18 protein-coding genes and 1 pseudogene are annotated in these 25,857 nt (G+C 70.6%); 18 read left to right on the forward strand and 1 reads right to left on the reverse strand.

Annotated features, from left to right (window positions below):
- Positions 1-292 precede the first annotated feature (292 nt).
- The 3 genes from ACWCQM_RS05455 (at position 293) to clpX (ending at position 3,101) form a co-directional block, all read left to right on the forward strand.
- A complete protein-coding gene (locus ACWCQM_RS05455) occupies positions 293-898 on the forward strand; it encodes an ATP-dependent Clp protease proteolytic subunit (protein ID WP_198959691.1) in 606 nt (201 codons plus the stop codon).
- Positions 899-965: 67 nt separating this feature from the next.
- Entirely contained in the window at positions 966-1,649 is a 684-nt protein-coding gene (locus ACWCQM_RS05460; RefSeq protein ID WP_030122564.1) for an ATP-dependent Clp protease proteolytic subunit, read from the forward strand.
- A 156-nt stretch (positions 1,650-1,805) separates the two neighbouring features.
- Positions 1,806-3,101 carry an ATP-dependent Clp protease ATP-binding subunit ClpX gene (gene clpX, locus ACWCQM_RS05465; RefSeq protein ID WP_450914031.1) on the forward strand — a complete coding sequence of 432 codons (1,296 nt, stop codon included), beginning with the start codon at positions 1,806-1,808 and terminating at the stop codon, positions 3,099-3,101.
- Positions 3,102-3,170: 69 nt separating this feature from the next.
- On the opposite strand, the gene ACWCQM_RS05470 is transcribed toward clpX, so the two are convergent.
- Positions 3,171-4,199 carry a hypothetical protein gene (locus ACWCQM_RS05470; protein ID WP_450914032.1) on the reverse strand — a complete coding sequence of 343 codons (1,029 nt, stop codon included), beginning with the start codon at positions 4,197-4,199 and terminating at the stop codon, positions 3,171-3,173.
- Between the two features lie 136 nt (positions 4,200-4,335).
- Between ACWCQM_RS05470 and ACWCQM_RS05475 the strand changes: the two genes are divergently transcribed.
- The 15 genes and pseudogenes from ACWCQM_RS05475 (at position 4,336) to ACWCQM_RS05545 (ending at position 25,827) form a co-directional block, all read left to right on the forward strand.
- Entirely contained in the window at positions 4,336-6,957 is a 2,622-nt protein-coding gene (locus ACWCQM_RS05475) for a valine--tRNA ligase (protein ID WP_450914033.1), read from the forward strand.
- A 122-nt stretch (positions 6,958-7,079) separates the two neighbouring features.
- Positions 7,080-8,603, forward strand: a complete 1,524-nt coding sequence (gene folC / locus ACWCQM_RS05480) for a bifunctional tetrahydrofolate synthase/dihydrofolate synthase (protein WP_450914034.1) — start codon at positions 7,080-7,082, stop codon at positions 8,601-8,603.
- Between the two features lie 3 nt (positions 8,604-8,606).
- A complete protein-coding gene (locus tag ACWCQM_RS05485; protein WP_450914035.1) occupies positions 8,607-8,975 on the forward strand; it encodes a DUF4233 domain-containing protein in 369 nt (122 codons plus the stop codon).
- An 85-nt stretch (positions 8,976-9,060) separates the two neighbouring features.
- A complete protein-coding gene (ndk, locus tag ACWCQM_RS05490) occupies positions 9,061-9,474 on the forward strand; it encodes a nucleoside-diphosphate kinase (protein ID WP_401511425.1) in 414 nt (137 codons plus the stop codon).
- A 293-nt stretch (positions 9,475-9,767) separates the two neighbouring features.
- Positions 9,768-10,787 carry a rod shape-determining protein gene (locus ACWCQM_RS05495; protein WP_073746922.1) on the forward strand — a complete coding sequence of 340 codons (1,020 nt, stop codon included), beginning with the start codon at positions 9,768-9,770 and terminating at the stop codon, positions 10,785-10,787.
- Between the two features lie 97 nt (positions 10,788-10,884).
- Positions 10,885-11,943, forward strand: coding sequence for a rod shape-determining protein MreC (gene mreC / locus ACWCQM_RS05500; protein WP_073746924.1), 1,059 nt, complete (start codon positions 10,885-10,887; stop codon positions 11,941-11,943).
- 11 nt (positions 11,944-11,954) lie between these two features.
- A complete protein-coding gene (gene mreD / locus ACWCQM_RS05505; protein WP_073746926.1) occupies positions 11,955-12,617 on the forward strand; it encodes a rod shape-determining protein MreD in 663 nt (220 codons plus the stop codon).
- A 76-nt stretch (positions 12,618-12,693) separates the two neighbouring features.
- Positions 12,694-14,871: a penicillin-binding protein 2 gene (mrdA, locus tag ACWCQM_RS05510; RefSeq protein ID WP_450914036.1), complete on the forward strand. Its 2,178-nt coding sequence runs from the start codon at positions 12,694-12,696 to the stop codon at positions 14,869-14,871.
- Positions 14,871-16,064 (forward strand): rod shape-determining protein RodA, encoded by a 1,194-nt coding sequence (gene rodA / locus ACWCQM_RS05515; protein ID WP_450914037.1) that lies wholly within the window; start codon positions 14,871-14,873, stop codon positions 16,062-16,064. Before mrdA ends, rodA begins: the two co-directional genes overlap by 1 nt.
- 51 nt (positions 16,065-16,115) lie before the next feature.
- Entirely contained in the window at positions 16,116-17,642 is a 1,527-nt protein-coding gene (locus ACWCQM_RS05520) for a CYTH and CHAD domain-containing protein (protein ID WP_450914038.1), read from the forward strand.
- 50 nt (positions 17,643-17,692) lie between these two features.
- Positions 17,693-19,618, forward strand: a complete 1,926-nt coding sequence (locus ACWCQM_RS05525; RefSeq protein ID WP_450914039.1) for a TIGR03960 family B12-binding radical SAM protein — start codon at positions 17,693-17,695, stop codon at positions 19,616-19,618.
- A 175-nt stretch (positions 19,619-19,793) separates the two neighbouring features.
- Positions 19,794-20,045, forward strand: a pseudogene (locus ACWCQM_RS05530) (GNAT family N-acetyltransferase); the annotation flags it as partial.
- 32 nt (positions 20,046-20,077) lie between these two features.
- Entirely contained in the window at positions 20,078-20,215 is a 138-nt protein-coding gene (locus tag ACWCQM_RS05535) for a hypothetical protein (protein ID WP_450914092.1), read from the forward strand.
- Between the two features lie 406 nt (positions 20,216-20,621).
- The gene (locus tag ACWCQM_RS05540; protein ID WP_450914040.1) at positions 20,622-21,401 is read left to right on the forward strand and encodes a TIGR03936 family radical SAM-associated protein; all 780 of its coding nucleotides are present in this window, start codon (positions 20,622-20,624) and stop codon (positions 21,399-21,401) included.
- Positions 21,402-21,630: 229 nt separating this feature from the next.
- On the forward strand, positions 21,631-25,827 hold the full coding sequence (locus ACWCQM_RS05545; RefSeq protein WP_450914041.1) for an Rne/Rng family ribonuclease: 4,197 nt from the start codon (positions 21,631-21,633) through the stop codon (positions 25,825-25,827).
- Positions 25,828-25,857 lie beyond the last annotated feature (30 nt).

The raw sequence follows: 25,857 nt of genomic DNA on the forward strand, positions 1-25,857 counted from the left end.
GTTCCGCTCGCTGATCCGATCCACGCGGCGGGCCCCGGACGTACCACGTCCGGGGCCCGCCGTCGTATCGGCCCGAGGCCGGGCCGAGGCCGGTGACGCACCCGGGAACCCTTGTGCCCACTGGCTTACCTTGCGCTCCCAGCGAACAGTTGGGGAAGCGGGATGGCGTTGTCCCACCTGCGCGTTAGGGTCCATGAAGAGGAAGGGTCGGGTAGTCCCGGCCCACCCGGTACGAAGACGCTGAGACGGCCGGAGCCGTCAGAGACGAGCAGGTGGATACGTGACGAATCTGATGCCCTACGCCGCCGGAGAGCCGTCCCTCGGTGGAGGCCTCGGTGACCAGGTCTACAGCCGACTGCTCGGCGAGCGCATCATCTTCCTCGGTCAGCAGGTCGACGATGACATCGCCAACAAGATCACCGCACAGCTTCTGCTCCTTGCCGCGGAACCGGACAAGGACATCTACCTCTACATCAACAGCCCCGGCGGCTCGGTGACGGCCGGCATGGCGGTCTACGACACCATGCAGTACATCCCGAACGACGTGGTCACCATCGGTATGGGCATGGCGGCCTCGATGGGCCAGTTCCTGCTCACCGGCGGCACGGCGGGCAAGCGCTTCGCGCTCCCGAACACCGACATCCTCATGCACCAGGGTTCGGCCGGCATCGGCGGTACCGCCTCGGACATCAAGATCCAGGCGCAGTACCTGCTGCGTACGAAGACGCGGATGGCCGAGATCACCGCCCACCACTCCGGCCAGACCGTGGAAACGATCATCCGCGACGGCGACCGCGACCGCTGGTACACCGCCGAGGAGGCCAAGGAGTACGGCCTCATCGACGAGATCATCTCGGTCGCGTCGGGCATCCCGGGCGGCGGCGGCACCGGCGCCTGATCCGGGCGTGCGCCACCCCGCTCCCTCTCGTACGCCGAGACCCCCAGCCCACAGATACGCCACCAGGATGGTGAAGACCCACATGAACAACTTCTCCGGCGCCTCCGCGAGCGGCCTCTACACCGGCCCGCAGGTGGACAACCGCTACGTCGTCCCGCGCTTCGTGGAGCGCACCTCGCAGGGTGTGCGCGAGTACGACCCGTACGCGAAGCTCTTCGAGGAGCGCGTGATCTTCCTGGGCGTCCAGATCGACGACGCCTCGGCCAATGACGTCATGGCGCAGCTGCTGTGCCTGGAGTCGATGGACCCGGACCGCGACATCTCGATCTACATCAACAGCCCCGGCGGCTCGTTCACCGCGCTCACCGCGATCTACGACACGATGCAGTTCGTGAAGCCGGACATCCAGACGGTCTGCATGGGCCAGGCGGCCTCCGCCGCCGCCGTCCTGCTGGCCGCGGGCACCCCGGGCAAGCGCATGGCGCTCCCGCACGCCCGTGTGCTGATCCACCAGCCGTCCTCGCAGACCGGCCGTGAGCAGCTCTCCGACCTGGAGATCGCGGCCAACGAGATCCTGCGCATGCGGACCCAGCTGGAGGAGATGCTGGCCAAGCACTCCACCACCCCGCTGGAGAAGATCAGCGAGGACATCGAGCGCGACAAGATCCTTACCGCGGACGACGCACTCGCGTACGGTCTGGTGGACCAGATTGTCTCCACCCGTAAGACCACAGCCGGCGCGTCCGTCTGACGTCGGTCTTTCCCCTTGGCACATTCCGTATCCACGGCCCCGGCCGTGTGAACCGTGCCAAGGGGGGCCCGAACGGGGGGCCAGGCAAGGTACCGTCGGATAGAGGCACCAGGAGCCGCTGAACCAGGCTGCTCCCAGGCGAAGGGGAAGCACCTCGTGGCACGCATCGGTGATGGCGGCGACCTGCTCAAGTGCTCGTTCTGCGGAAAGAGCCAGAAGCAGGTGAAGAAGCTCATCGCGGGACCCGGTGTGTACATCTGCGACGAGTGCATCGATCTCTGCAACGAGATCATCGAGGAGGAGCTCGCCGAGACCTCCGAGGTGCGGTGGGAGGAGCTCCCCAAGCCGCGCGAGATCTACGAGTTCCTCGAGGGGTACGTCGTCGGGCAGGAGCCCGCGAAGAAGGCCCTCTCGGTCGCTGTGTACAACCACTACAAGCGGGTCCAGGCCGGGGAGAACGGCGGCGGCAACCGTGACGACGCGATCGAGCTCGCCAAGTCCAACATCCTGCTGCTGGGCCCCACGGGCTCCGGCAAGACGCTCCTCGCGCAGACGCTGGCCCGCATGCTCAACGTCCCGTTCGCCATCGCCGACGCGACGGCGCTGACGGAGGCCGGCTATGTCGGCGAGGACGTCGAGAACATCCTGCTGAAGCTGATCCAGGCCGCGGACTACGACGTCAAGAAGGCCGAGACCGGGATCATCTACATCGACGAGATCGACAAGGTCGCCCGCAAGAGCGAGAACCCGTCGATCACGCGCGACGTCTCCGGCGAGGGTGTGCAGCAGGCCCTGCTGAAGATCCTGGAGGGCACCACCGCCTCCGTGCCGCCGCAGGGCGGACGGAAGCACCCGCACCAGGAGTTCATCCAGATCGACACGACGAACGTCCTGTTCATCGTGGGTGGCGCCTTCTCCGGGCTGGAGAAGATCATCGAGTCGCGGGTCGGCGCCAAGGGCATCGGCTTCGGCGCCACGATCCGCTCCAAGCTGGAGATCCAGGCGAGCGACCAGTTCCAGGAGGTCATGCCGGAGGACCTGGTGAAGTTCGGGATGATCCCCGAGTTCATCGGCCGCCTCCCCGTGCTGACCTCGGTCCACAACCTGGACCGCGAGGCGCTGCTCCAGATCCTCGTCGAGCCGCGCAACGCGCTGGTGAAGCAGTACCAGCGCCTGTTCGAACTCGACGGCGTGGAGCTGGACTTCGAGCGCGAGGCGCTGGAGGCCATCGCCGACCAGGCGATCCTGCGCCAGACGGGCGCGCGTGGCCTGCGCGCCATCATGGAGGAAGTGCTCCAGTCCGTGATGTACGAGGTGCCGTCCCGCAAGGACGTGGCGCGCGTCGTCATCACCCCGGACGTCGTCCGCGACAACGTCAACCCGACGCTGGTCCCGCGCGAGCCGCGCACGATCGGCAAGAACGACGGCGGACGCCACGAGAAGTCCGCGTAGCGGCGGTTACGACGAGACACGCGAAGGGGCGCCCGGCCACATGGCCGGGCGCCCCTTCGGCGTCGTACGTCAGGCCTTGGTGCGCGAGGTGTTGTAGAGCTTGGCCGCGAGGACCGAGACCTCTTCCTGCGTCATCGACTTGTTGGTCAGGGCCGCGCCGATGTCGAGGCCGATCACCGCGCCGACCGTGCTGTAGTCGGCCCAGATGCAGACCGGCATGACCATTTCCTTGGGGCCGCCCGCCGCGGTGCCGTCGGCCTTGTCGTTGACCACCTTCATGTCCTGGCACTTCATCAGCGCACCCTCGAAGCCCTCGGGGGTGACGTTCTTGGGGCTGCCGACCAGGGAGGTCTGGCCCCCGTCCTCGTCCTCGGCCATCCCGGCCTTGGCCTGGGCGAACATGCCGTCGAGTGCCTTGGCCGGGTCGCTGACCTCGCCCCAATTGCCGTAGAGCATGAGCATCTTGGTCGTGAGCGGGTTCTTCTCCAGGTCACCGCTCGCGTACTGGGCCTCGGCCTTCTGGGGGTTCTTGATCCCCAGGGCCTCGGCCTCCGCCTTCTCCTTGCTCGTCGGAGTGGCCGAGGACGTCTTGCTCTTGTCCAGCTTGTAGGTGTCCACCGAGGCGGCCGGCGTGATCTTGTATCCCTTGGTGGAATCGGCCACGTCGCTGTTGCCCGACCCTCCGCCCGAGGTCATGAAGTACACCCCGCCCGCGACCACCGCGAGTGCCACGACGACCGCGCCGATGATCAGCCCGGTCTTCTTCTTCGGCGCATCCGGCTGCGGCGGCATGCCGGGGTAGGCGGGCTGGCCGCCGTACGGGGGAGTGGGCGGCTGCTGGCCGTAGGGGCCGGGCTGCTGGCCGTACGGACCCGGCTGCTGTCCCTGCTGCGGGTAGCCGTAGCCCTGCGGGGGCTGCTGCTGCGGCGGGACGCCCTGGGGGGCCTGCTGCGGGTAGCCGTAGCCGGGCTGGCCCTGGGGCGGCTGCTGGCCGTACGGGTTGGGCTGCTGGCCGTACGGACCCGGCTGCTGGCCGTACGGTCCGGGCTGACCCTGCGGCGGCTGCCCGCCGTACGGGCCCGGCTGGTTGTGACTCATGGCGCTGTCCCCTCCGAATGCTTATGCGTTCCGAACATCCTGGCGGAAGCGGCGCTCACATAGGGAATCCGCACGTACACCGTTACTGAACAAACCGGTTTCAGTGCACGACTGTGACGCCCCTAAACTGTGTGCCGTGACCGAGAACGCAGCGCAGCAGCCAGCCAGCACCCCCGAACTGCCGACCCAGTACGCGCCGGCCGACGTAGAGGGGAAGCTGTACGAGCGCTGGGTAGAGCGCGGTTACTTCACGGCGGACCCGGAGAGCGAGAAGCCCCCGTACACGATCGTCATCCCGCCGCCCAACGTCACCGGTTCCCTCCACCTGGGCCATGCCTTCCAGCACACGCTCATGGACGCCCTCACCCGCCGCAAGCGGATGCAGGGTTACGAGGCGCTGTGGCTGCCCGGCATGGACCACGCCGGCATCGCCACCCAGAACAAGGTCGAGCAGCAGCTCGGCGAGGAGGGCAAGTCCCGCCACGACCTGGGGCGCGAGGACTTCGTCGAGCGCGTCTGGCAGTGGAAGGAAGAGTACGGCGGCAAGATCCTCGGCCAGATGCGCCGCCTCGGCGACGGCGTCGACTGGTCCCGTGAGCGCTTCACCATGGACGAGGGGCTGTCCGCCGCCGTCCAGACGATCTTCAAGCGGCTCTACGACGACGAGCTGATCTACCGCGCCGAGCGCATCATCAACTGGTGCCCCCGCTGTCTCACCGCGATCTCCGACATCGAGGTCGACTACCAGGACGACGACGGCGAGCTCGTCTCCATCACCTACGGCGAGGGCGAGGAGACCCTGGTCGTCGCCACGACCCGCGCCGAGACGATGCTCGGTGACACCGCGGTCGCCGTCCACCCGGACGACGCGCGCTACACGCACCTCATCGGCAAGCGGATCAAGCTGCCGCTGACCGACCGCACGATCCCGGTCGTCGCCGACCACCACGTCGACCCGGAGTTCGGCACCGGCGCCGTCAAGGTGACCCCGGCGCACGACCCCAACGACTTCGCGATCGGCCAGCGCCACGGCCTGGAGTCGATGACCGTCATGGACGAGCGCGGTGTCATCACCGTCGCGGGCCCGTTCGAGGGCCTCGACCGCTTCGAGGCCCGTTCCGCCATCGTCGGCGCGCTGCGCGGACAGGGCCGGATCGTGGCCGAGAAGCGCCCGTACGTCCACTCCGTCGGCCACTGCTCCCGCTGCCGCACGACCGTCGAGCCCCGCCTCTCCCTCCAGTGGTGGGTCAAGGTCGAGACGCTCGCCAAGGCCGCCGGTGACGCGGTCCGCGACGGCCGGGTCGCGATCCACCCCAAGGAGATGGAGAAGCGGTACTTCGACTGGGTCGACAACCTCAACGACTGGTGCATCTCGCGCCAGCTCTGGTGGGGCCACCGCATCCCCGTCTGGTACGGCCCCGAGGGCGAGGTCGTCTGCGTCGGCCCCGACGAGCAGCCGCCCACGGGCGAGGGCTGGACGCAGGACAACGACGTCCTGGACACCTGGTTCTCGTCCGGCCTCTGGCCGTTCTCCACGCTCGGCTGGCCCGAGGAGACCCCGGACCTCAAGAAGTTCTTCCCGACCGACGTCCTGCTCACCGGCCACGACATCATCTTCTTCTGGGTCGCCCGGATGATGATGTTCGGCCTGTACGTCATGGACGGCGAGGCCCCGTTCAAGACGATCGCGCTCACCGGCCTGGTCCGTGACGAGCGCGGCAAGAAGATGTCGAAGTCCTTCGGCAACGTCGTCGACCCGCTGGACTGGATGGACACGTACGGCTCCGACGCCGTCCGCTTCACCCTCGCCAAGGGCGCCAACCCCGGCACCGACGTCCCGATCGGCGAGGACTGGGTCCAGGCCTCCCGCAACTTCGCCAACAAGATCTGGAACGCGACCCGTTTCGCGATGATGAACGGCGCGACGGTGGAGGGGGAGCTCCCGCCCGTCGAGCAGCTCTCGGCCACCGACCGTTGGATCCTGTCCCGGCTGAACAAGACCGTCGCCGACGCCGACGCGTTCTACGAGGACTTCCAGTTCGCCAAGCTCAGCGACGCCCTCTACCACTTCGCGTGGGACGAGGTCTTCGACTGGTACGTCGAGCTGTCGAAGACCACGTTCTTCGCCGGGGGCGAGCAGGCGCGGGTGTCCGCCCGGGTCCTCGGCGAGGTCCTGGACGTCACGCTCCGGCTGCTGCACCCGATCGTCCCGTTCGTGACCGAGCAGCTCTGGACGACCCTCACCGGTCAGGAGTCCGTCGTCATCGCCGACTGGCCCAAGGACAGCGGCTTCCGTGACGAGGCCGCCGAGAAGGAGATCGAGCTCGTCCAGCAGGTCGTCACCGAGGTCCGCCGCTTCCGCTCCGACCAGGGCCTCCAGCCCGGCCAGAAGGTCCCGGCCGAGCTGACCGTCACCGGCACGGTGCTCGCCCCGCACGAGGCGGCCATCCGCCAGCTGCTGCGGCTCCAGCCCGCGGAGGAGGGGTTCCACGCGACGGCCACCCTCCCGGTCGCCGGAGCCACGGTCGCGCTCGACCTGTCCGGCACGATCGACGTCGAGGCCGAGCGCAAGCGCCTCACGAAGGACCTGGGCGCCGCCGAGAAGGAGAAGGCCCAGGCCAACGGGAAGCTCGGCAACGAGGCCTTCCTGGCCAAGGCGCCGGACAACGTGGTCGACAAGATCCGTGGCCGGCTCGCCAAGGCGGAGGCCGACATCGAGCGGATCACCGCCCAGCTGGCGAATCTGCCGCAGGGCTGATGACGTAGAGCCGGAGCCCCCGCGCCCCCGACCGACCGGGAGCGTGGGGGCTTCGCCGTGCCCCGGGGCCCCCGGCCCCGGGCGCTGCGCACGATGTCCGCGCCCATCCGTAGACTGGCCCTGTGAGTGAGCCCCGCCCTTCAGACCGGCACGACGCGTCAGATCCCGACGACACCTTCGCGGAGATCGTCGACGAAGAGACCCAGCGCGACCCCGACCTGGCGGTGATCGAGGCCGGGAGCCGGACGCTGCGCACCCAGTCGGGACCGCCCCAGGGTGAGGCGGTCCCCGACCGCCCCGCCGACCCGGAGACCGACCGGGCGCTGCGCGCCGTGGAGCAGGAGCTCGCCGGCCGCTGGGGCGAGACCAAGCTCGAACCCTCGGTGACCCGTATCGCGGCCCTGACGGACGTGCTGGGCGAGCCCCAGCGCGCCTACCCCTCGATCCACATCACGGGGACGAACGGCAAGACGAGCACGGCCCGCATGATCGAGGCCCTGCTCGGCGCCTTCGAGCTCCGCACCGGCCGCTACACCTCCCCGCACGTCCAGTCGATCACCGAGCGGATCAGCCTCGACGGCGCCCCGATCGACCCCGAGCGCTTCATCGAGACGTACAACGACATCAAGCCGTACGTCGAGATGGTCGACGCCCAGCAGCCCTACCGGCTCTCGTTCTTCGAGGTGCTCACGGGCATGGCGTACGCGGCCTTCGCCGACGCGCCGGTGGATGTCGCGGTCGTCGAGGTCGGCATGGGCGGCACCTGGGACGCGACGAACGTCATCGACGCGTCCGTCGCCGTCGTCACCCCCATCTCGCTGGACCACACCGACCGCCTCGGCACCACTCCGGCCGAGATCGCGGGCGAGAAGGCCGGGATCATCAAGCAGGACGCGACGGTGATCCTGGCCCAGCAGCCGGTCGACGCCGCGCAGGTGATGCTGAAGAAGGCCGTCGAGGTGGACGCCACGGTGGCCCGCGAGGGCATGGAGTTCGGTGTCGTCTCCCGCGAGATCGCGGTCGGCGGCCAGCTGCTGACCCTGCGGGGAGTCGGCGGCGAGTACGACAACATCTTCCTCCCGCTCTACGGCGCGCACCAGGCGCACAACGCGGCGGTGGCGCTCGCCGCCGTCGAGGCGTTCTTCGGCATCGGCGCGGAGCAGGCCCGCAGCCTCGACGTGGACGTGGTCCGCAAGGCCTTCCTCTCGGTGCTCTCGCCGGGCCGGCTGGAGGTCGTGCGGTCCAGCCCGACCGTCGTCCTGGACGCCGCGCACAACCCGGCCGGAGCCCACGCCACCGCCGAGGGCATCTCGGAGGCGTTCAGCTTCTCCCGGCTGATCGGGGTCGTCGGCGCGAGCGACGGCAAGGACGTCCGGGGACTCCTGGAAGCCTTCGAGCCGATCTTCGCCGAGATCGTCGTCACGCAGAACTCCAGCCCGCGCGCCATGGACGCCGACGCGCTCGCCGCGGTCGCGGTCGAGGTCTTCGGCAACGAGCGCGTGCAGGTCGAGCCGCGCCTGGACGACGCGCTGGAGGCGGCCATCACCCTCGCGGAGGAAGAGGCCGAATACGCGGGCGCCGGAGTCCTGGTGACCGGGTCCGTGATCACGGTCGGCGAGGCCCGGCTGCTTCTGGGAAGGCGCTGACCTGTGCGTACGCTCTGTGCATCGACACTCATCAGTGAGTTCTTCGTCATCGGCTTCGCCGGGCTCGTCGCGATGAAGTCCGACGATCTGTCCATGGCCACGGTCTGGACGGTCTGCGGCATCGGCATGCTGCTGTCCGTCCTGCTCTGCGGAATGATCACCCGTCCGGGCGGCATTCAGCTCGGCTGGGCGCTTCAGATCCTGCTCGTGCTGAGCGGCTTCTTCGTCCCCATGATGTTCATCCTGGGAGTGCTCTTCGTCGTCCTGTGGTGGGCATCGGTGCACTACGGCCGCCAGATCGACGCGGCCAAGGCGCGGTGGGCGGCGCAGGCCGAGGCACAGGAGAGCGCAGAGGCTCCGGCCCAAGGTTGACGCAGAGTGAGCCCGGCCGCATGGCCGTCGGCGTATCCCTGTAATCTCGCCCCCACCCGCACCGAAAGCCCGCAAGGAGCCGCACATGACTCAGCGCACCCTCGTCCTTCTCAAGCCCGACGCCGTCCGGCGTGGGCTGATCGGCGAGATCGTCGGCCGCATCGAACGCAAGGCCAACTGGACGATCACCGCGCTGGAGCTGCGCACGCTGGACCAGGAGACCCTGGAGCAGCACTACGGCGAGCACAAGGGCCGCCCGTTCTACGAGCCCCTCGTCGAATTCATGGCATCCGGCCCCGTCGTCGCTCTTGTGGCCGAAGGCGAGCGAGTCATCGAGGGTGTCCGCGCCCTGGCCGGCCCGACCGACCCGATCGCCGCCGCGCCCGGCTCGATCCGGGGCGACTTCGGCACCATCACCCGGGAGAACCTCATCCACGCCTCGGACTCCGAGGAGTCCGCAGAGCGAGAACTGAAGCTTTTCTTTCCCGGACTTTCCTGACTTCGGCTCGGCCAATCAGCGCTCATGACCTGGGGCGACCGAAGTAATTCGGTCGCCCTTCGGCATAGGGTCACGTATCGCGGGAACGCATCCCTCCGACGTAACGTCACCATGGGTGGAACGGGCAGCCGTTCCGCTCGCCATGGCGAAGGACCCTCGCGCTGTGTCCGTGCTCACGGCACTACGATGGAAGCTTCCACGCCCGCAGCGCCAACCCTCGCCTACTCAAAACAAGCCATTCTTCGCTTCTTGGGAAGGCCCGACGCATCCTCATGGGGAACAAGGGGAACTCAATGTCGTTCATCGGCCGTGACATGGCTATCGACCTCGGGACTGCCAACACGCTGGTGTACGTCAGGGGGCGCGGCATCGTTCTGAACGAGCCGTCCGTCGTGGCCATCAACACCAACACCGGCGGAATCCTGGCGGTCGGCGCCGAGGCAAAGAAAATGATCGGCCGCACGCCCGGCAACATCGTTGCCGTGCGGCCGCTGAAGGACGGCGTGATCGCCGACTTCGAGATCACGGAGCGTATGCTCCGCTACTTCATCCTCAAGATCCACAAGCGGCGCTACCTCGCCCGCCCCCGGGTCGTCGTCTGTGTGCCCTCCGGCATCACAGGGGTCGAGCGACGCGCCGTCATCGAGGCGTCGACGCAGGCGGGCGCGCGTCAGGTGCACATCATCGAGGAGCCCATGGCAGCGGCCATCGGCTCCGGTCTGCCGGTCCACGAGGCCACCGGGAACATGGTCGTCGACATCGGTGGCGGCACCACCGAGGTCGCCGTGATCTCGCTCGGCGGAATCGTCACTGCCCAGTCGATCCGGGTCGCCGGCGACGAGCTGGACAACGCGATCATCCAGCACATCAAGAAGGAGTACTCCCTCCTCCTCGGTGAGCGCACCGCCGAGCAGATCAAGATCACGATCGGCTCGGCGTTCGAGATGGAGAAGGACGAGCACACCGAGATCCGCGGACGCGACCTGGTCTCGGGGCTTCCCAAGACCGTCGTCATCTCCGCGACCGAGGTCCGCAAGGCCATCGAGGAGCCGGTCAACGCGATCGTCGACGCCGTGAAGACGACGCTCGACAAGTGCCCGCCGGAGCTCTCCGGCGACGTCATGGACCGCGGCATCGTCCTCACCGGCGGCGGCGCGCTCCTGCGCGGGCTCGACGAGCGGCTGCGCCACGAGACGGGCATGCCGATCCACATCGCCGAGGACCCGCTGGACTCGGTGGCCCTCGGATCCGGCAAGTGCGTCGAGGAGTTCGAGGCGCTCCAGCAGGTGCTGGACGCCCAGCCCCGACGGTAGAACACGACGTTCCGCCGTACGGGCGCTGCCGCCCCGTGCGGCGGAACGTTGGTATACAGGCACGAACATTCCGACGAGGAAGGCACGGCCGCCGCACGTGAGGGACACACGAGAGAGCCGGCTGCTCCTGGTGCTGCTGATCGCCATCGCATTCGCCCTGATCACGGTCGATATCCGCGGTGGCGAGGAGTCACCGGTGGACGGAGCCCGGCAGGCCGCCGCCACGGTCTTCGGACCGGTCGAGAACGGCGTCGCGGCCGCGGTGGACCCGGTGGGCAACGCCATCGGCGCCGTACGGGACTCCGGGGACCGGCACGACCGGATCGCGGCCCTGGAGCACGAGAACGCCGAGCTGAAGACGAAGCTCGGCAGCGACGACCGCAACACCAGCAAGGTCAAGCAGCTCGACACCATGCTGAAGAGCGCCGGGGCCGGCCAGTACGGCATCAAGGCGGCCCAGGTCATCGCCATAGGAGCGGCCCAGGGCTTCTCCTGGACCATCACCATCGACGCGGGGGCGAACGACGGCCTCAAGCGCGACATGACCGTGCTGAACGGCGAGGGGCTCGTCGGGCGGGTCACCACCGTCGGCCCGAACACCGCGACCGTCCTGCTGGCCAACGACCCGGACTTCACCGTCGGCACCCGGCTGGAGAAGACCGACGAGCTCGGCTTCGCCACCGGACAGGGGTCCCGGCCGCTCTCGGTCCAGTTCCTCAACGGCAAGGCCGACGTGAAGAAGGGCGACCGGCTGGTCACCTTCGGGTCCAGCAAGGACAAGCCCTTCGTCCCGGGCGTGCCCGTCGGCGAGGTGGTCCGTGTCGACCCGTCGGGCGGTGACCTGACCCGTACGGTCTACGTCCGCCCGTTCGTCGGCTTCACCAAGCTCGACATCGTGGGCATCGTCGTCCAGGCACCCCGCGAGAACCCCCGCGACATGGTCCTGCCGGCGCAGCCCAAGAAGCCGGAGAAGCCCAAGCCCACCCCGACCGTCACGGTCACCGTCCAGCCGAACGGCGACCTCGTCGACGGCAGCGGGAAGGTCGTCGGGAACATCAACGAGAAGCCCGGTGCCTCCGCGTCCCCCGGCGCCTCCCCCGAAGCCTCGGGCAACGCCGACACGGCCGCAGGTGACGCGGCGAACGAGCAGGAATAGAGCTGATCCCCATGCGTTTGAACAGGACTCTGCTCTCCGTCGCCCTGGTCGTGGTCGCCCTCGTGATCCAGGTCTCCGTCCTCGCCCGCCTCCAGCTCCCCGGGGCCACCCCCGACCTGCTGCTCCTCGTCGTCCTCGGACTGGCCTTCGTGTACGGGCCCGTGAGCGGCACCGTCATCGGCTTCGGCGCGGGACTGCTCGCCGACCTGGCACCCCCCGCCGACCACGCCGCCGGGCGCTACGCCCTGGTCCTCTGTGTCATCGGCTACCTCGCCGGGATGGCACGCCCCGAGAACGGCCAGCTCAAGTCGGCCTTCACCCCGATGGCCTTCGTCGTCGTCGCGGCGATCGGATCGACGCTGCTGTACGCCGGTGTCGGCTCCCTCGTCGGCGACACGGCCGCCCGCCATGTGGGCCTCGGCAGCCTGCTGTTCACCGCCGTGGTGTACGACCTGCTGCTGGCGCCGTTCACCGTGCCGCTGATCATGGCGCTCGCCAGACGCACCGAGAACGACCCGGTGGCCGACAGCTCCGGCAGCGGCGACGTCGCCGCCGGCTGGCTGGCGTCCGGCACCGGGCTGCGGATCGGCAGCCAGCGTGGCGGGATGCGCCTGAGGGCGGCCCGCAGCCGCGCCGCACGCGCGGGAAGGATCAAGGGGGTCAAGCGACTGTGAGGCAGTACCGGCACCGGACGAGCACCGGGGGAGACCTCCGTGGCCCCGGCCGAACCACCACCACCGGGGGCGCTCCGTGAGCAATATTCCGGAGACCGGAAGGACCCAGCGGGTCCAGATCCGTCTCGTCGTGATCCAGGTCCTCGTCTTCTCGCTCCTCCTGACGCTCGGCGGGCGGCTCTGGTACCTCCAGATCCGCAACGGGCAGGAGTACACCGACGAGGCGAAGAACAACCACGTCCAGCAGGTCGTGCAGCCCGCCGTGCGGGGTTCCATCCTCGACGCGCGCGGCGTGCCCCTCGCCGACAACGAGACCCGCCTCGTCGTCTCCGCGAGCCGTACCGAGCTGATGAAGATGAAGGACGACGGCGTCGCCGTCCTCACCCGTCTGGCCGACGTCCTCGACATGAAGCCCAAGGAAGTCCTGGACAAGGTCCGGCTCTGCGACGCCAAGACCCCGCAGCCCTGCTGGAACGGCTCGCCCTACCAGCCGATCCCCGTCACCGACGAGGCCACCACCCAGCAGGCGCTGACCATCCGTGAGCGCGCCGAGGACTTCCCCGGCATCACGGCCGAACCGACCGCCGTACGCCGCTACGCCGCACCCGGCAAGGCCAACACCGCGCAGGTCCTCGGCTACCTCTCGCCCGTCACCGACGAGGAGGTGACCAAGGCGCAGGACACCGACTCGCCCTACCTCCGCTCCGACCAGGTCGGCCGCTCCGGCCTGGAGCGCACCTACGACAAGGAGCTGCGCGGCAAGGCGGGCGTCACCCGCTACGAGGTCGACAACCTCGGCCGGGTCATCGGCCAGGCGCAGAACGACGAGGCGGAGCCCGGGGCCAGCGTCGTCACCTCCATCGACGCCCGGGTCCAGGCCGTCGCCGAGTACGAGCTGAACAAGGCGATGGAGACGGCCCGCAAGGAGATGGACCGCAACACCAACGAGCTGTACAAGGCGGACTCGGGCGCCGTCGTCGTCATGGAGGCCAAGACCGGCCGCATCGTGTCGATGGCGTCCCTGCCGACGTACGACCCCAACGCCTGGATCGGCGGCATCTCCGCCAAGGACTACGCGAAGCTGACGGGCAAGAAGTCCAACTTCCCGCTGCTGAACCGGGCCATCCAGGGCACCGCCGCCCCCGGCTCCATCTTCAAGGTCATCTCGTCGACCGCCGCGGTCAACGCCGGATACGACTTCGACGGCAACTACCCCTGCCCGAGCTCGTACTCCATCGGCGGCCAGGTCTTCAAGAACTTCGAGTCCCAGGGCTACGGCAGCATCAACCTCGGGCGCGCCCTCGAGGTCTCCTGCGACACGGTCTACTACGGCCTGGCGCACAAGGAGTGGGCCAAGGACGGCGGCAACAAGCCGAAGAAGAACCCGGCGGACTGGTTCTACAAGACAGCCCACCAGTTCGGCCTCGGCAAGGAGACCGGCATCGACCTCCCCAACGAGGTCTCCGGCCGCGTCCCGGACCGCCAGTGGAAGCAGGACTTCTACGACGCCAACAAGGCCTCCTGGTGCAAGCAGGGCAAGAAGGACGGGACGTACGTCGAGAAGATCGCGTACGAAGGCTGCATCGAGGGCAACAAGATGCGCGCCGGTGACTCCGTCAACTACTCGATCGGCCAGGGCGACACGCTCGTCACCCCGATCCAGATGGCGACGATCTACGCCGCGATCTCCAACGGCGGCACCCTGTACGACCCCACCGTCGGCAAGGCGATCGTCAGCGGCGACGGCAAGACCGTCCAGGAGATCGCGCCCCAGGCCCACGGCAAGCTCCCCTTCAAGGGAGACACGCGCGACAAGATAGACGATGCCCTCGCGGGAGTCGCGACCCGGGGCAGCGCCGCCTGGCGATTCGGCGGATGGCCCCAGGACAAGATCCCGATGCACGCCAAGACGGGCACGGCCGAGGTCTACGGCAAGCAGACGACCTCATGGTTCGCCACGTACACCAAGGAATACTCGATCGTCATGACGATCTCCCAGGGTGGTACGGGTTCCGGCGCCTCCGGCCCCGCCGTGCGCAACATCTACAACGCGCTCTACGGGCTCGACGCGACCGGGAAGCAGGACCTCAAGAAGGCCCTGCTGCCCAAGCCCCAGAAGGCGCTGCCGACGATCAGGCCGGACGGCCAGATCGTGTCGCCCAAGATCAAGCCCTACACCCCCGAGCCGCCCGCCGAGGACGGCACGCAGGCCCTCGCCGCGGCCCTCCCCGGGGCCCTGGGGAGGCGGGACTGATGGCAGGCTTCTCCGTCTCGGGCTACGGCCCCGAGGACCGCTCCCTCTGGGTGAGGCTCACCGCCCGGGACTCCGTCGTGCGGCGGCTGGACTGGCCGCTGCTCGGATCGGCGGTCGCGCTGTCCTTCGTCGGCTCGCTCCTGGTCTGGTCGGCGACCCGCGGCCGCGAGTCGCTGACCCACGGCGACCCGTACTACTTCCTGTTCCGGCACGCGCTCAACACCGGCATCGGCTTCGCGCTGATGATCGGCACCATCTGGCTCGGGCACCGCACCCTGCGGGGAGCGGTGCCGGTCCTCTACGGGCTGTCGGTCCTGCTCGTCCTCGCGGTCCTCACCCCGATCGGCGCCACGGTCAACGGGGCGCACGCGTGGATCCTCCTCCCGGGGGGCTTCTCGCTCCAGCCCTCCGAGTTCACCAAGATCACGATCATCCTCGGCATGGCGATGCTGCTCGCCGCCCGCGTCGACGCGGGAGACCAGCTGCACCCCGACCACCGGACCGTGGCCAAGGCGCTCGGCCTGGCGGTCATCCCGATGGGTGTCGTCATGCTGATGCCCGACCTCGGCTCCGTCATGGTCATGGCCGTCATCGTCCTCGGGGTGCTCCTCGCCTCCGGGGCGTCCAACCGCTGGATCTTCGGGCTCCTCGGGGCGGGCACGGCCGGCGCCCTGGCCGTCTGGCAGCTCGGAGTGCTCGACGACTACCAGATCGCCCGCTTCGCGGCCTTCGCCAACCCGGCACTCGACCCGGCCGGCGTCGGCTACAACACCAACCAGGCCCGCATCGCCATCGGCTCCGGCGGACTCACCGGCACCGGGCTCTTCAACGGCTCCCAGACGACCGGCCAGTTCGTCCCCGAGCAGCAGACCGACTTCGTCTTCACCGTCGCGGGGGAGGAGCTCGGCTTCCTGGGTGCCGGACTGATCATCGTCCTGCTCGGTGTCGTCCTCTGGCGCGCCTGCCGGATCGCCCGCGAGACGACCGAACTGTACGGGACGGTCGTGGCCGCCGGCATCATCGCCTGGTTCGCCTTCCAGTCCTTCGAGAACATCGGGATGACCCTCGGGATCATGCCGGTGGCGGGGCTCCCGCTGCCGTTCGTGTCGTACGGAGGATCGTCGATGTTCGCCGTCTGGGTGGCGATCGGGCTCCTCCAGTCGATCCGGGTGCAACGGCCGATAAGCGCCTGAGCGGTTCGCTCCCTCCTGCATGTTCGCGCCGATCGCGGATAGATTCGTTGTATGGCGGACTCGAAGCGCGAGGTCGAACGGAAGTACGAAGCAACTCCCGAAACCCGGCTGCCGGATCTGACCCGTGCGGCCGGGGTCTCGGCCGTGGCCCACCGGGGCGTCACCGAACTCGACGCCGTCTACTACGACACCGAGGACTTCCGGCTCGCCGCCGCCTCCCTCACGCTGCGCCGCAGGACGGGCGGGGACGACGCCGGCTGGCACCTCAAGATCCCGGTCTCCGCCGATGTCCGCGACGAGATCAGGGCCCCGCTCAGCGACGCCCTGCCGTCCGGACTCACCGCGCTGCTCCGCTCCCGTGTGCGGAACACCCCGGTCGTCCCCGTCGTCCGCATCCTCTCCGCGCGGGACGTCCACCACCTCCTCGACGAGGACGGCGGCCTCCTCGCCGAGCTCAGCGTCGACGAGGTGCTTGCCGAGCGCCTCACCGAAGAGGGCCACGGCACCACCTCGGCCTGGACCGAACTGGAGGTCGAGCTGGCCGACGACGGCGATCCCGCGCTCCTGGACGCCGTCGAGCGGCGCCTGCGCAAGGCCGGAGTCCGGCCGTCGGCCGCGCCGTCCAAGCTGGCCAGGGCGCTGGAGGAGACGGCACCGGGGAAGCGCCGCAAGCCCCGGAAGGCGGCCTCCCCGCGCAGCGCCGGCGACCATGTGCTCGCCTACGTACGCGCCCAGGCCGAGGCCGTCGTCGAGCTCGACCCGGCCGTCCGCCGCGACCTGCCCGACAGCGTGCACAGTATGCGGGTAGCCACCCGCCGGCTGCGCAGCGCCCTGCGGACGTACCGCCCGGTCCTCGACCGGACCGTCACCGATCCGCTCCGCGAGGAGCTGAAATGGCTCGCGGGGGAGCTCGGCGTCGACCGGGACCAGGAAGTCCTCGACGAACGGCTCCGCTCCCGCGTCGCCGGGCTGCCCGGCACCCTGGTCCTCGGGCCGGTGGCCGCCCGGCTGAAGCTCACCTTCGTCGCCCGGCGCAGCGGGGCCCGGAGCCAGGTGGCCTCCGTGCTCGACGGCGACCGCTACCTCGCCCTGCTGGACTCCCTGGACGCCCTGCTGGCCGACCCCCCGCTGCGCCCCGCCGCGGGCAGGGCGCCCGGGGACACGCTGCCCCGCGCCGTCCTCAAGGAGTACGACCGCCTCGCCACCCGCATGGCGGGTGCCCTGGAGCAGCCTCCGGGCGAGGAGCGCGACGTGGCCATGCACGAGGCGCGCAAGGCCGCCAAGCGCGTCCGCTACGCCGCGGAGGCGGCGAAGCCCGCCCTGGGCAAGCCGGCCAAGAAGTTCGCCCGGAGGATGAAGGCCGTGCAGAAGGTCCTCGGCGACCACCAGGACAGCGTCGTCGCCCGGGACGCCCTGCGCACCCTGGCCGTCCAGGCCCACGGGGCCGGGGAGTCCGCCTTCACCTGGGGACTGCTGTACGGCCGGGAGGAGGCCGCGGCGGCGGCACGGGAACGCGAACTGCCCGGGACCTGGGCCCGGGCGGCGGACCCCCGGCTCCGGGCGGCGTTGAAAGGCTGAGCACCGGGTTACGCTTGATGGTCACCCCTGCCAGCTACGAAGGTCCACAGATGTCTGCCGAGTCGGTCTTCCCGCAGCTCGAAGCTCTGCTCCCGCATGTGCAGAAGCCCATCCAGTACGTCGGCGGTGAGCTGAACTCCACCGTCAAACCGTGGGACGAATGCGACGTCCGCTGGGCACTCATGTACCCCGACGCCTACGAGGTCGGACTGCCCAACCAGGGCGTCATGATCCTCTACGAGGTGCTCAACGAGCGTGAGGGCGTCCTCGCCGAGCGCACGTACAGCGTGTGGCCGGACCTCGAGGAGCTGATGCGCGAGCACGAGGTGCCGCAGTTCACCGTGGACAGCCACCGCCCCGTCGGCGCCTTCGACGTGTTCGGCCTGAGCTTCTCCACCGAGCTCGGCTACACCAACATGCTCACGGCCCTGGACCTCGCGGGCATCCCGCTGGAGTCCAAGGACCGCACCGTCGATCACCCGATCGTGCTGGCGGGCGGCCACGCGGCGTTCAACCCCGAGCCGATCGCGGACTTCATCGACTGCGCGGTCATCGGCGACGGCGAGCAGGCCGTCCTGGAGATCACGGAGATCATCCGGGCCTGGAAGGCCGAGGGCCGCCCCGGCGGGCGCGAGGAGGTGCTGTTCCGGCTCGCGAGGACCGGTGGCGTCTACGTCCCCGGCTTCTACGACGTCGAGTACCTCCCCGACGGCCGTATCGGCCGCGTCGTGCCGAACAGGTCCGGTGTGCCGTGGCGTGTGTCGAAGCACACCGTCATGGACCTCGACGAGTGGCCGTACCCGAAGCAGCCGCTCGTCCCCCTCGCCGAGACCGTCCACGAGCGGATGTCCGTCGAGATCTTCCGCGGCTGCACCCGCGGCTGCCGTTTCTGCCAGGCCGGCATGATCACGCGCCCCGTGCGGGAGCGAAGCATCACCGGCATCGGCGAGATGGTCGAGAAGGGCCTCAAGGCCACCGGCTTCGAGGAGGTCGGCCTCCTCTCGCTCTCCTCCGCGGACCACACCGAGATCGGTGAGATCGCCAAGGGCCTCGCCGACCGGTACACCGACGACAAGATCGGTCTCTCGCTGCCCTCCACCCGCGTCGACGCCTTCAACGTCGACCTGGCCAACGAGCTGACCCGCAACGGCCGCAGGTCCGGTCTCACCTTCGCCCCCGAGGGCGGCTCCGAGCGCATGCGCAAGGTCATCAACAAGATGGTCTCGGAGGAGGACCTGATCCGCACGGTCGCCACCGCGTACGGCAACGGCTGGCGCCAGGTGAAGCTGTACTTCATGTGCGGCCTGCCCACCGAGACGGACGACGACGTCCTCCAGATCGGTGACATGGCGGTCAACGTCATCGCCAAGGGCCGTGAGGTCTCCGGGCAGAACGACATCCGCTGCACCGTCTCCATCGGCGGCTTCGTGCCCAAGCCGCACACCCCCTTCCAGTGGGCCCCGCAGCTCAGCGCCGAGGACACCGACGCCCGGCTGAAGAAGCTCCGGGACAAGATCCGCGACGACAAGAAGTACGGCCGCTCCATCGGCTTCCGCTACCACGACGGCAAGCCCGGCATCGTCGAGGGCCTGCTCTCGCGGGGCGACCGCCGCGTCGGCTCCGTCATCCGCGCGGTGTACGAGTCGGGGGGCCGCTTCGACGGCTGGCGTGAGCACTTCAGCTACGACCTGTGGATGCGGAGCGCCGAGAAGACGCTCCCCGGCTTCGGCGTCGACGTCGACTGGTACACCACCCGCGAGCGGACGTACGAGGAGGTCCTGCCCTGGGACCACCTGGACTCCGGTCTCGACAAGGACTGGCTCTGGGAGGACTGGCAGGACTCGCTCGACGAGACCGAGGTCGAGGACTGCCGCTGGACCCCGTGCTTCGACTGCGGCGTCTGCCCGCAGATGGACACCAGCATCCAGATCGGCCCGACCGGCAAGAAGCTCCTGCCGCTCACGGTCGTGAAGTAGCCGGGGCCCATGGACCGGAGGCTTCGGGCATCGTCCCGGCCGCCGAGTGGGCGCACGGCGTGAAGAGGCGCCCGGACGATCCCGTCCGGGCGCCTCTCGGCGTCCGCGGACCGGCGCTGTCGCGTCCCGCGCACTGCCTTGCCTTTCGCCGGGCGCCTGCTCCACGATCGGCGACGTGACCGGAACCCACACCCTTCTCGACCGCCTGCCCACCCCGGGCGAACACCGCCGGATCGCCGAGGCGGTCGGCTGGGGGCACGCCTTCGCGTGGGGGACCGTACCCGCGTCACTGGACGGATCGCCGGCCGGCGCGGTGGCCGTCCGCGACGGTCAGGTCGTCGGCATGGGCCGGATGGTCGGAGACGGCGTGAAGTACTTCTACGTGCAGGACCTCGCGGTGCTGCCCGCCCACCAGGGGGCGGGATCGGGACAGCGCTGCTGCGCCGGCTGCTGGACCACGTGGAGCGCACCGCCCCGGCCCCGGCCTTCGTCGGGCTCTTCTCCACCGACGGCGCCGTCCCGCTCTACCGGAGGAGCGGCTTCACGACCGGCGACATGACGGGCATGTTCCGCCTGGTCGATCCCGCCCGCACCTGACCGGGACGCGCCCTCCGGCACCTGGATGTGAAGCAGGCATTCCCGGCGGGAGCCCGATGACGGCCCTGGAGGCGGGACGCGCCGCGCCGTCCGCGGCCCGCGAGACCCTGCGCACGGCGCGCCGCGACGCGTGGCGCGCGCTCGCCGGAGCGCCCCAGGTCACGGACTCGCGGGAACTCGGAGGGTCCGCTGCGCGTACCCTGGGTAGGACAACGACTGTCCCCAGCGCGGCGCCCGCCTCCGAGATCTCCCTGCCTGCCGACACAGACGTCAGGCGGGGGTGAGCCGGAGCGGCACCCCGGGGCACCCCGTATTTCGTGGGCGGCACGCCACCGCGGCCGCCCCGCACCGAGGAGAAGAACCACTGGGCAAGCGACAGCCCGAAGGCCCGCCGCCCGCACCGGCGGTGCAGCGCATCCGACTGCGCTACACCAAGCGGGGCCGCCTCCGGTTCACCAGTCACAGAGACTTCCAGCGCGCCTTCGAGCGGGCGCTGCGCCGCTCCGAGGTGCCCATGGCCTACTCGGCCGGCTTCACCCCGCACCCCAAGGTGTCGTACGCCAACGCCGCCCCCACGGGCACGGGCAGCGAGGCCGAGTTCCTGGAGATCGCCCTCACCGAGGCGCGGGATCCGGACACCCTGCGCAGGCTGCTCGACGAGTCGATGCCCGACGGGCTCGACGTCATCGACGCGGTGGAGGCCCGTACCTCCGGCCTCGCCGACCGGCTGACCGCTTCCGTATGGGAGATGCGGCTCGACGGCGTCGCCGTGCAGGACGCGGAGAAGGCCGTGGCCGCCTTCCTGGCAGCCGAGACCGTCGAGGTCCAGCGCCGGGCGAAGAACGGCATGCGCAGCTTCGACGCCCGCGCGGCCGTGGCCGACCTGCAGGCTCTTGATCCACAGCCTGATAGGCCCGGGGACCGGCCCTGTGCGATACTGCGCCTGGTAGTGCGGCACGTGACACCTGCCGTGCGACCCGACGACGTCCTGTCCGGTCTCCGAGCTGTGGCCGACCTAACGCCGCCGGTCCCCGCAGCGGTGACCAGGCTGGCGCAGGGGCTCTTCGACGAGGAGTCCGGCACGGTGACCGACCCGCTCGCGCCCGACCGCGAGGCTGCCCCGGCCGTATCCACGGCCGATCCGGCCGCCGCCGCGACGGCGCCGGAAGGTGCAGGTTCCGCGTAAGGCGGTCGTTGTAGCGCAGCCCTCGGACTCGGGAGCCACCTGGGTCGGGCCGCGCACCGCCCCATAAGACTTTCGCCAGGCCGTACGCAGTGCGTACGGAACCGGCGAGCCAGACATCAGCTCCCGTGCGGCGCCCGCGCCCCGGACGGCGGTATCGCGCACATCACGCGAATCGCGCCGGACCGGAACCAGGCGCGGCGCCCGGGAGCGCGACGGGAGAACCGCCCGCATGCACGAGCCGAACGAACCCGGTACGACCGGGAACACCGAAGAGAACAACGCCCCCGGCGACAAGCTGCCTCCGCGCCGCAGGCGCCGCGCGGCCTCCCGCCCCGCGGGACCGCCGTCGGGCGCGCCGGGCGCCCCCGCCGCCCAGGACGTCACGCCGGCCGTACCGGCCGCTGCCGACGCAACCCCCGAGCCCGCCGAGGCCGCGCCGCCGCGCGCCCGCCGTCGTGCGGTCCGCAAGGCCACCGCTCCGGCCGGTGCTCCGCAGACCGCCGAGGTCGTGGAGCCGGTGGCCGAGACCCCGGCCGCCGAGCCGGCCGCTGCCGCTGAGCCCGCCGCCGCTGAGCCCGCCGAGGCCGCGCCACCGCGCGCCCGCCGTCGTGCGGTCCGCAAGGCCACCGCTCCGGCCGGTGCTCCGCAGACCGCCGAGGTCGTGGAGCCGGTCGTCGAGACCGCCCCCGTGGAGGAAGAGGCCGAGGAGGCCGAGGAGACCGTCGAGGCGCCCGTCGTCGAGGCGCCCCGTGGCCGCCGCCGCGCCACCCGTAAGGCGACCGCCCCGGCGGGCGCCCCGCAGTCCGCCGAGACCGTCGCGGCCGTCGCGGAGGAGACCCCCGCGGCCGAGCCGGTGAAGGCCGCCGAGCCCGCCGCAACCGTGGCCGAGCCCGAGCCCGCCGCGGCCCCGCGTGGCCGCACCAGGCGCCGTGCGTCGGCCCCGGCCGGTGCGCCGCAGGCCGCCCAGTCCGCCGAGACCCCGGCCGAGACCGTGGCCGAGCCGGTCGCCGGGACCGCCCCGGTCGAGGAGCCCGCCGCGGCCGAGGAGGCCCCCGCCGCCGAGGCTCCCCGCGGACGCCGCCGGGCATCTCGCAAGGCGAGCGCCCCGGCCGGTTCGCCGCAGCCCGCCGAGGAGGTCGCCGAGGCGGCGGCCGAGAAGGCCGAGAGCCTCCCCGCCGCCGTCGCCGAGGAGCTGGCCACCGAGACCGAGCAGGTCGAGGAAGCCGCGCCGCGAGGCCGTCAGCGCCGCCGGGCCACCGCCGCCGCGGGCCGACCCGAGTTCACCGGCAAGGCCGAGGAGCCGGCCCGCAAGGGCCGCCGCGCGACGCGTCCCGCCGTCGCCGTGTTCCAGGCCCCGGTCTTCGCCGAGCCGATGTTCCAGACCCCGGAGACCGCTGCCGCCGCCGCGGCCGCCGCCGGTTCCGCCTCGCCGTACGACGAGAGCGACGACTTCGAGGAGCAGAAGACCTCGGACCGGGCGCCGCGCAAGGCCGAGGCCAAGCAGGCCCCCGAGGCCGCCGCATCCGCCGAGGCTGCCGAGGCCGCACCGCAGGGCGGCTCCCGCCGCCGTCGGCGCCGTCGTGGCGAGGCCGTCGAGACCGAGCCGGCCGCGACCCCGGTCACGCTCCCGGCCGAGCAGCCCGCAGCCTCCACCGCCGTCGAGGACGAGCACGAGGACGAGCAGGAGACCGAAGCCGAGCACGAGGGCGACGAGTCGGACGAGTACGGCGACCGCCCCTCGCGCCGCCGCCGTCGTGGTGGCCGTCGCCGCCGCCGCGGCGAGGCCACCGACGCGGACGACGCCGAGCAGAGCGACGATGCCGCGTCGGACCGCTCCGAGGACGAGCAGCCTGCGCACGAGGAAGAGGAGGACGACGAGCACGAGTCCTCCGCCGGCTCCAGCAGCAGCCGTCGCCGCCGTCGCCGTCGCCGTCGCAGCGGGGACGCCTCCGGCGAGGACCACGGCACGGGCTCCGACGATCCGGAGCGTACGGTCGTCAAGGTCCGCGAGCCCCGTAAGAAGGAGGCCGAGCGCGAGCCCGGCACCGGCTTCGACGAGGTCCAGTCCATCAAGGGCTCGACCCGTATGGAGGCCAAGAAGCAGCGCCGGCGCGAGGGCCGGGAGCAGGGCCGCCGCCGTGTCCCGATCATCACCGAGGCCGAGTTCCTGGCCCGCCGAGAGGCCGTCGAGCGCGTGATGGTCGTCCGCCAGAGCGGCGAGCGCACCCAGATCGGCGTCCTCGAGGACAACGTGCTCGTCGAGCACTACGTCAACAAGGAGCAGGCCACCAGCTACGTCGGCAACGTCTACCTGGGCAAGGTGCAGAACGTCCTGCCGTCCATGGAGGCCGCCTTCGTCGACATCGGCAAGGGCCGCAACGCCGTGCTGTACGCGGGCGAGGTCAACTTCGAGGCGCTCGGCATGGCCCACGGGCCGCGCCGCATCGAGACCGCGCTGAAGTCCGGCCAGTCCGTCCTCGTCCAGGTGACCAAGGACCCGATCGGCCACAAGGGCGCCCGCCTGACCAGCCAGGTCTCGCTGCCCGGCCGCTACCTGGTCTACGTGCCCGAGGGCTCGATGACCGGCATCAGCCGCAAGCTGCCCGACACCGAGCGCGCCCGGCTGAAGACCATCCTCAAGAAGATCGTTCCCGAGGACGCGGGCGTCATCGTGCGCACCGCCGCCGAGGGCGCGAGCGAGGACGAGCTGCGCCGTGACGTCGAGCGTCTCCAGCAGCAGTGGGAGGAGATCCAGAAGAAGTCGAAGAACACCAGCAGCTCCAACGCGCCGACGCTGCTCTACGGCGAGCCGGACATGACCGTCCGGGTCGTCCGCGACATCTTCAACGAGGACTTCTCCAAGGTCATCGTCAGCGGTGACGACGCCTGGGAGACCATCCACGGCTATGTCTCGCACGTGGCGCCCGACCTGACGGACCGGCTCTCGCGCTGGACCTCCGAGGTCGACGTCTTCGCGACGTACCGCATCGACGAGCAGCTGATGAAGGCGCTGGACCGCAAGGTCTACCTGCCCAGCGGCGGCTCGCTCGTGATCGACAAGACCGAGGCGATGGTCGTCGTCGACGTCAACACCGGCAAGTTCACCGGGCAGGGCGGAAACCTCGAGGAGACCGTCACCAAGAACAACCTGGAGGCGGCCGAGGAGATCGTGCGCCAGCTGCGGCTGCGCGACCTCGGTGGCATCGTCGTCGTCGACTTCATCGACATGGTGCTGGAGTCCAACCGGGACCTGGTGCTGCGGCGCCTCCTGGAGTGCCTGGGACGCGACCGTACGAAGCACCAGGTCGCCGAGGTCACCTCGCTGGGCCTGGTCCAGATGACCCGCAAGCGGGTGGGCCAGGGTCTCCTGGAGTCCTTCTCCGAGACCTGTGTCCACTGCAACGGGCGCGGCGTCATCGTTCACATGGAGCAGCCGACCTCCACCGGTGGCGGTGGCAAGCGCTCCAAGAAGCGCCGCGGTGGTGCCGGGCACGAGCACGGCCAGGACCACGAGCACGCCGAGCAGCACGAGGCGGAGACCGAGGCCGAGGTCGCGGCGGAGGTCGCCGCACCGGTGGCCCTGCCCGAGCCGGAGTTCGTGGCCGACGAGGAGCTGTACAGCAGCCCCGCCGAGGCGGAGGCGGCGGCGTCGCGCGGCCGTGGCCGCCGGCGTGCCACCCGCAAGGTGACGGCTCCGGCCGGCGCTCCGGTGGCGGAGCCCGCTCCGGCCCCGGTCGTCGAGGAGCCGCAGCCCGAGCCGGTCGCCGAGACCCCGGTGGCGGCTCCGGCCGAGCCCGAGGCCGAGGCCCCCGCTCCCGAGGCCGCACCTCCGGCGCGCACGCGTCGCAGGGCGACCCGGAAGGCGACCGCTCCGGCGGGCTCGCCCAAGTCGGCCGATGTGACGCCCCCGGTCCAGCCGGCCGAGCCCGCGGCGGAGCCCGTCGCGGTCGAGGACCCGGTCGTCGAGGCCCCCGCGGCCCCGGCTCCCGCTCCGTCCGAGGAGACGCCGGCGCCCGAGGCGGCCGCCCCCGAGGCCCCCGCGGCCGAGGGGGAGCCCGCTCCGGCGGCCCCGCCGCGCGCCCGTCGCCGGGTGACCCGCAAGGTCACCGCTCCGGCCGGGTCGCCCGCCGGCGCCGAGGAGGCCGCGGTCGTCGTGGTCGCGGGCACCGAATCCGACACGCCCGAGGCCCCCGAGGCCGAGGCGGCGGAGTCGGAGGCCCCGGTCAAGAAGACGGCAGCGCGCAAGACCGCGAAGAAGGCCACGGCGAAGAAGGCGGCCACCAAGAAGACGGCCGCCAAGACGGTCGCGAAGAAGACCGCCGCGAAGAAGACGACCACGAAGAAGGCGGCCGCGAAGAAGACCGTCGCGGCCGAGCAGTCGTCGCCTTCCGTGACGGCTTCCGCTCCGTCCGCCGATTCGGAGTGAATCGCCGACCGAGCCTTTCGTAACCGGTTG

The sequence above is a fragment of the Streptomyces sp. NPDC002125 genome (assembly GCF_053593715.1).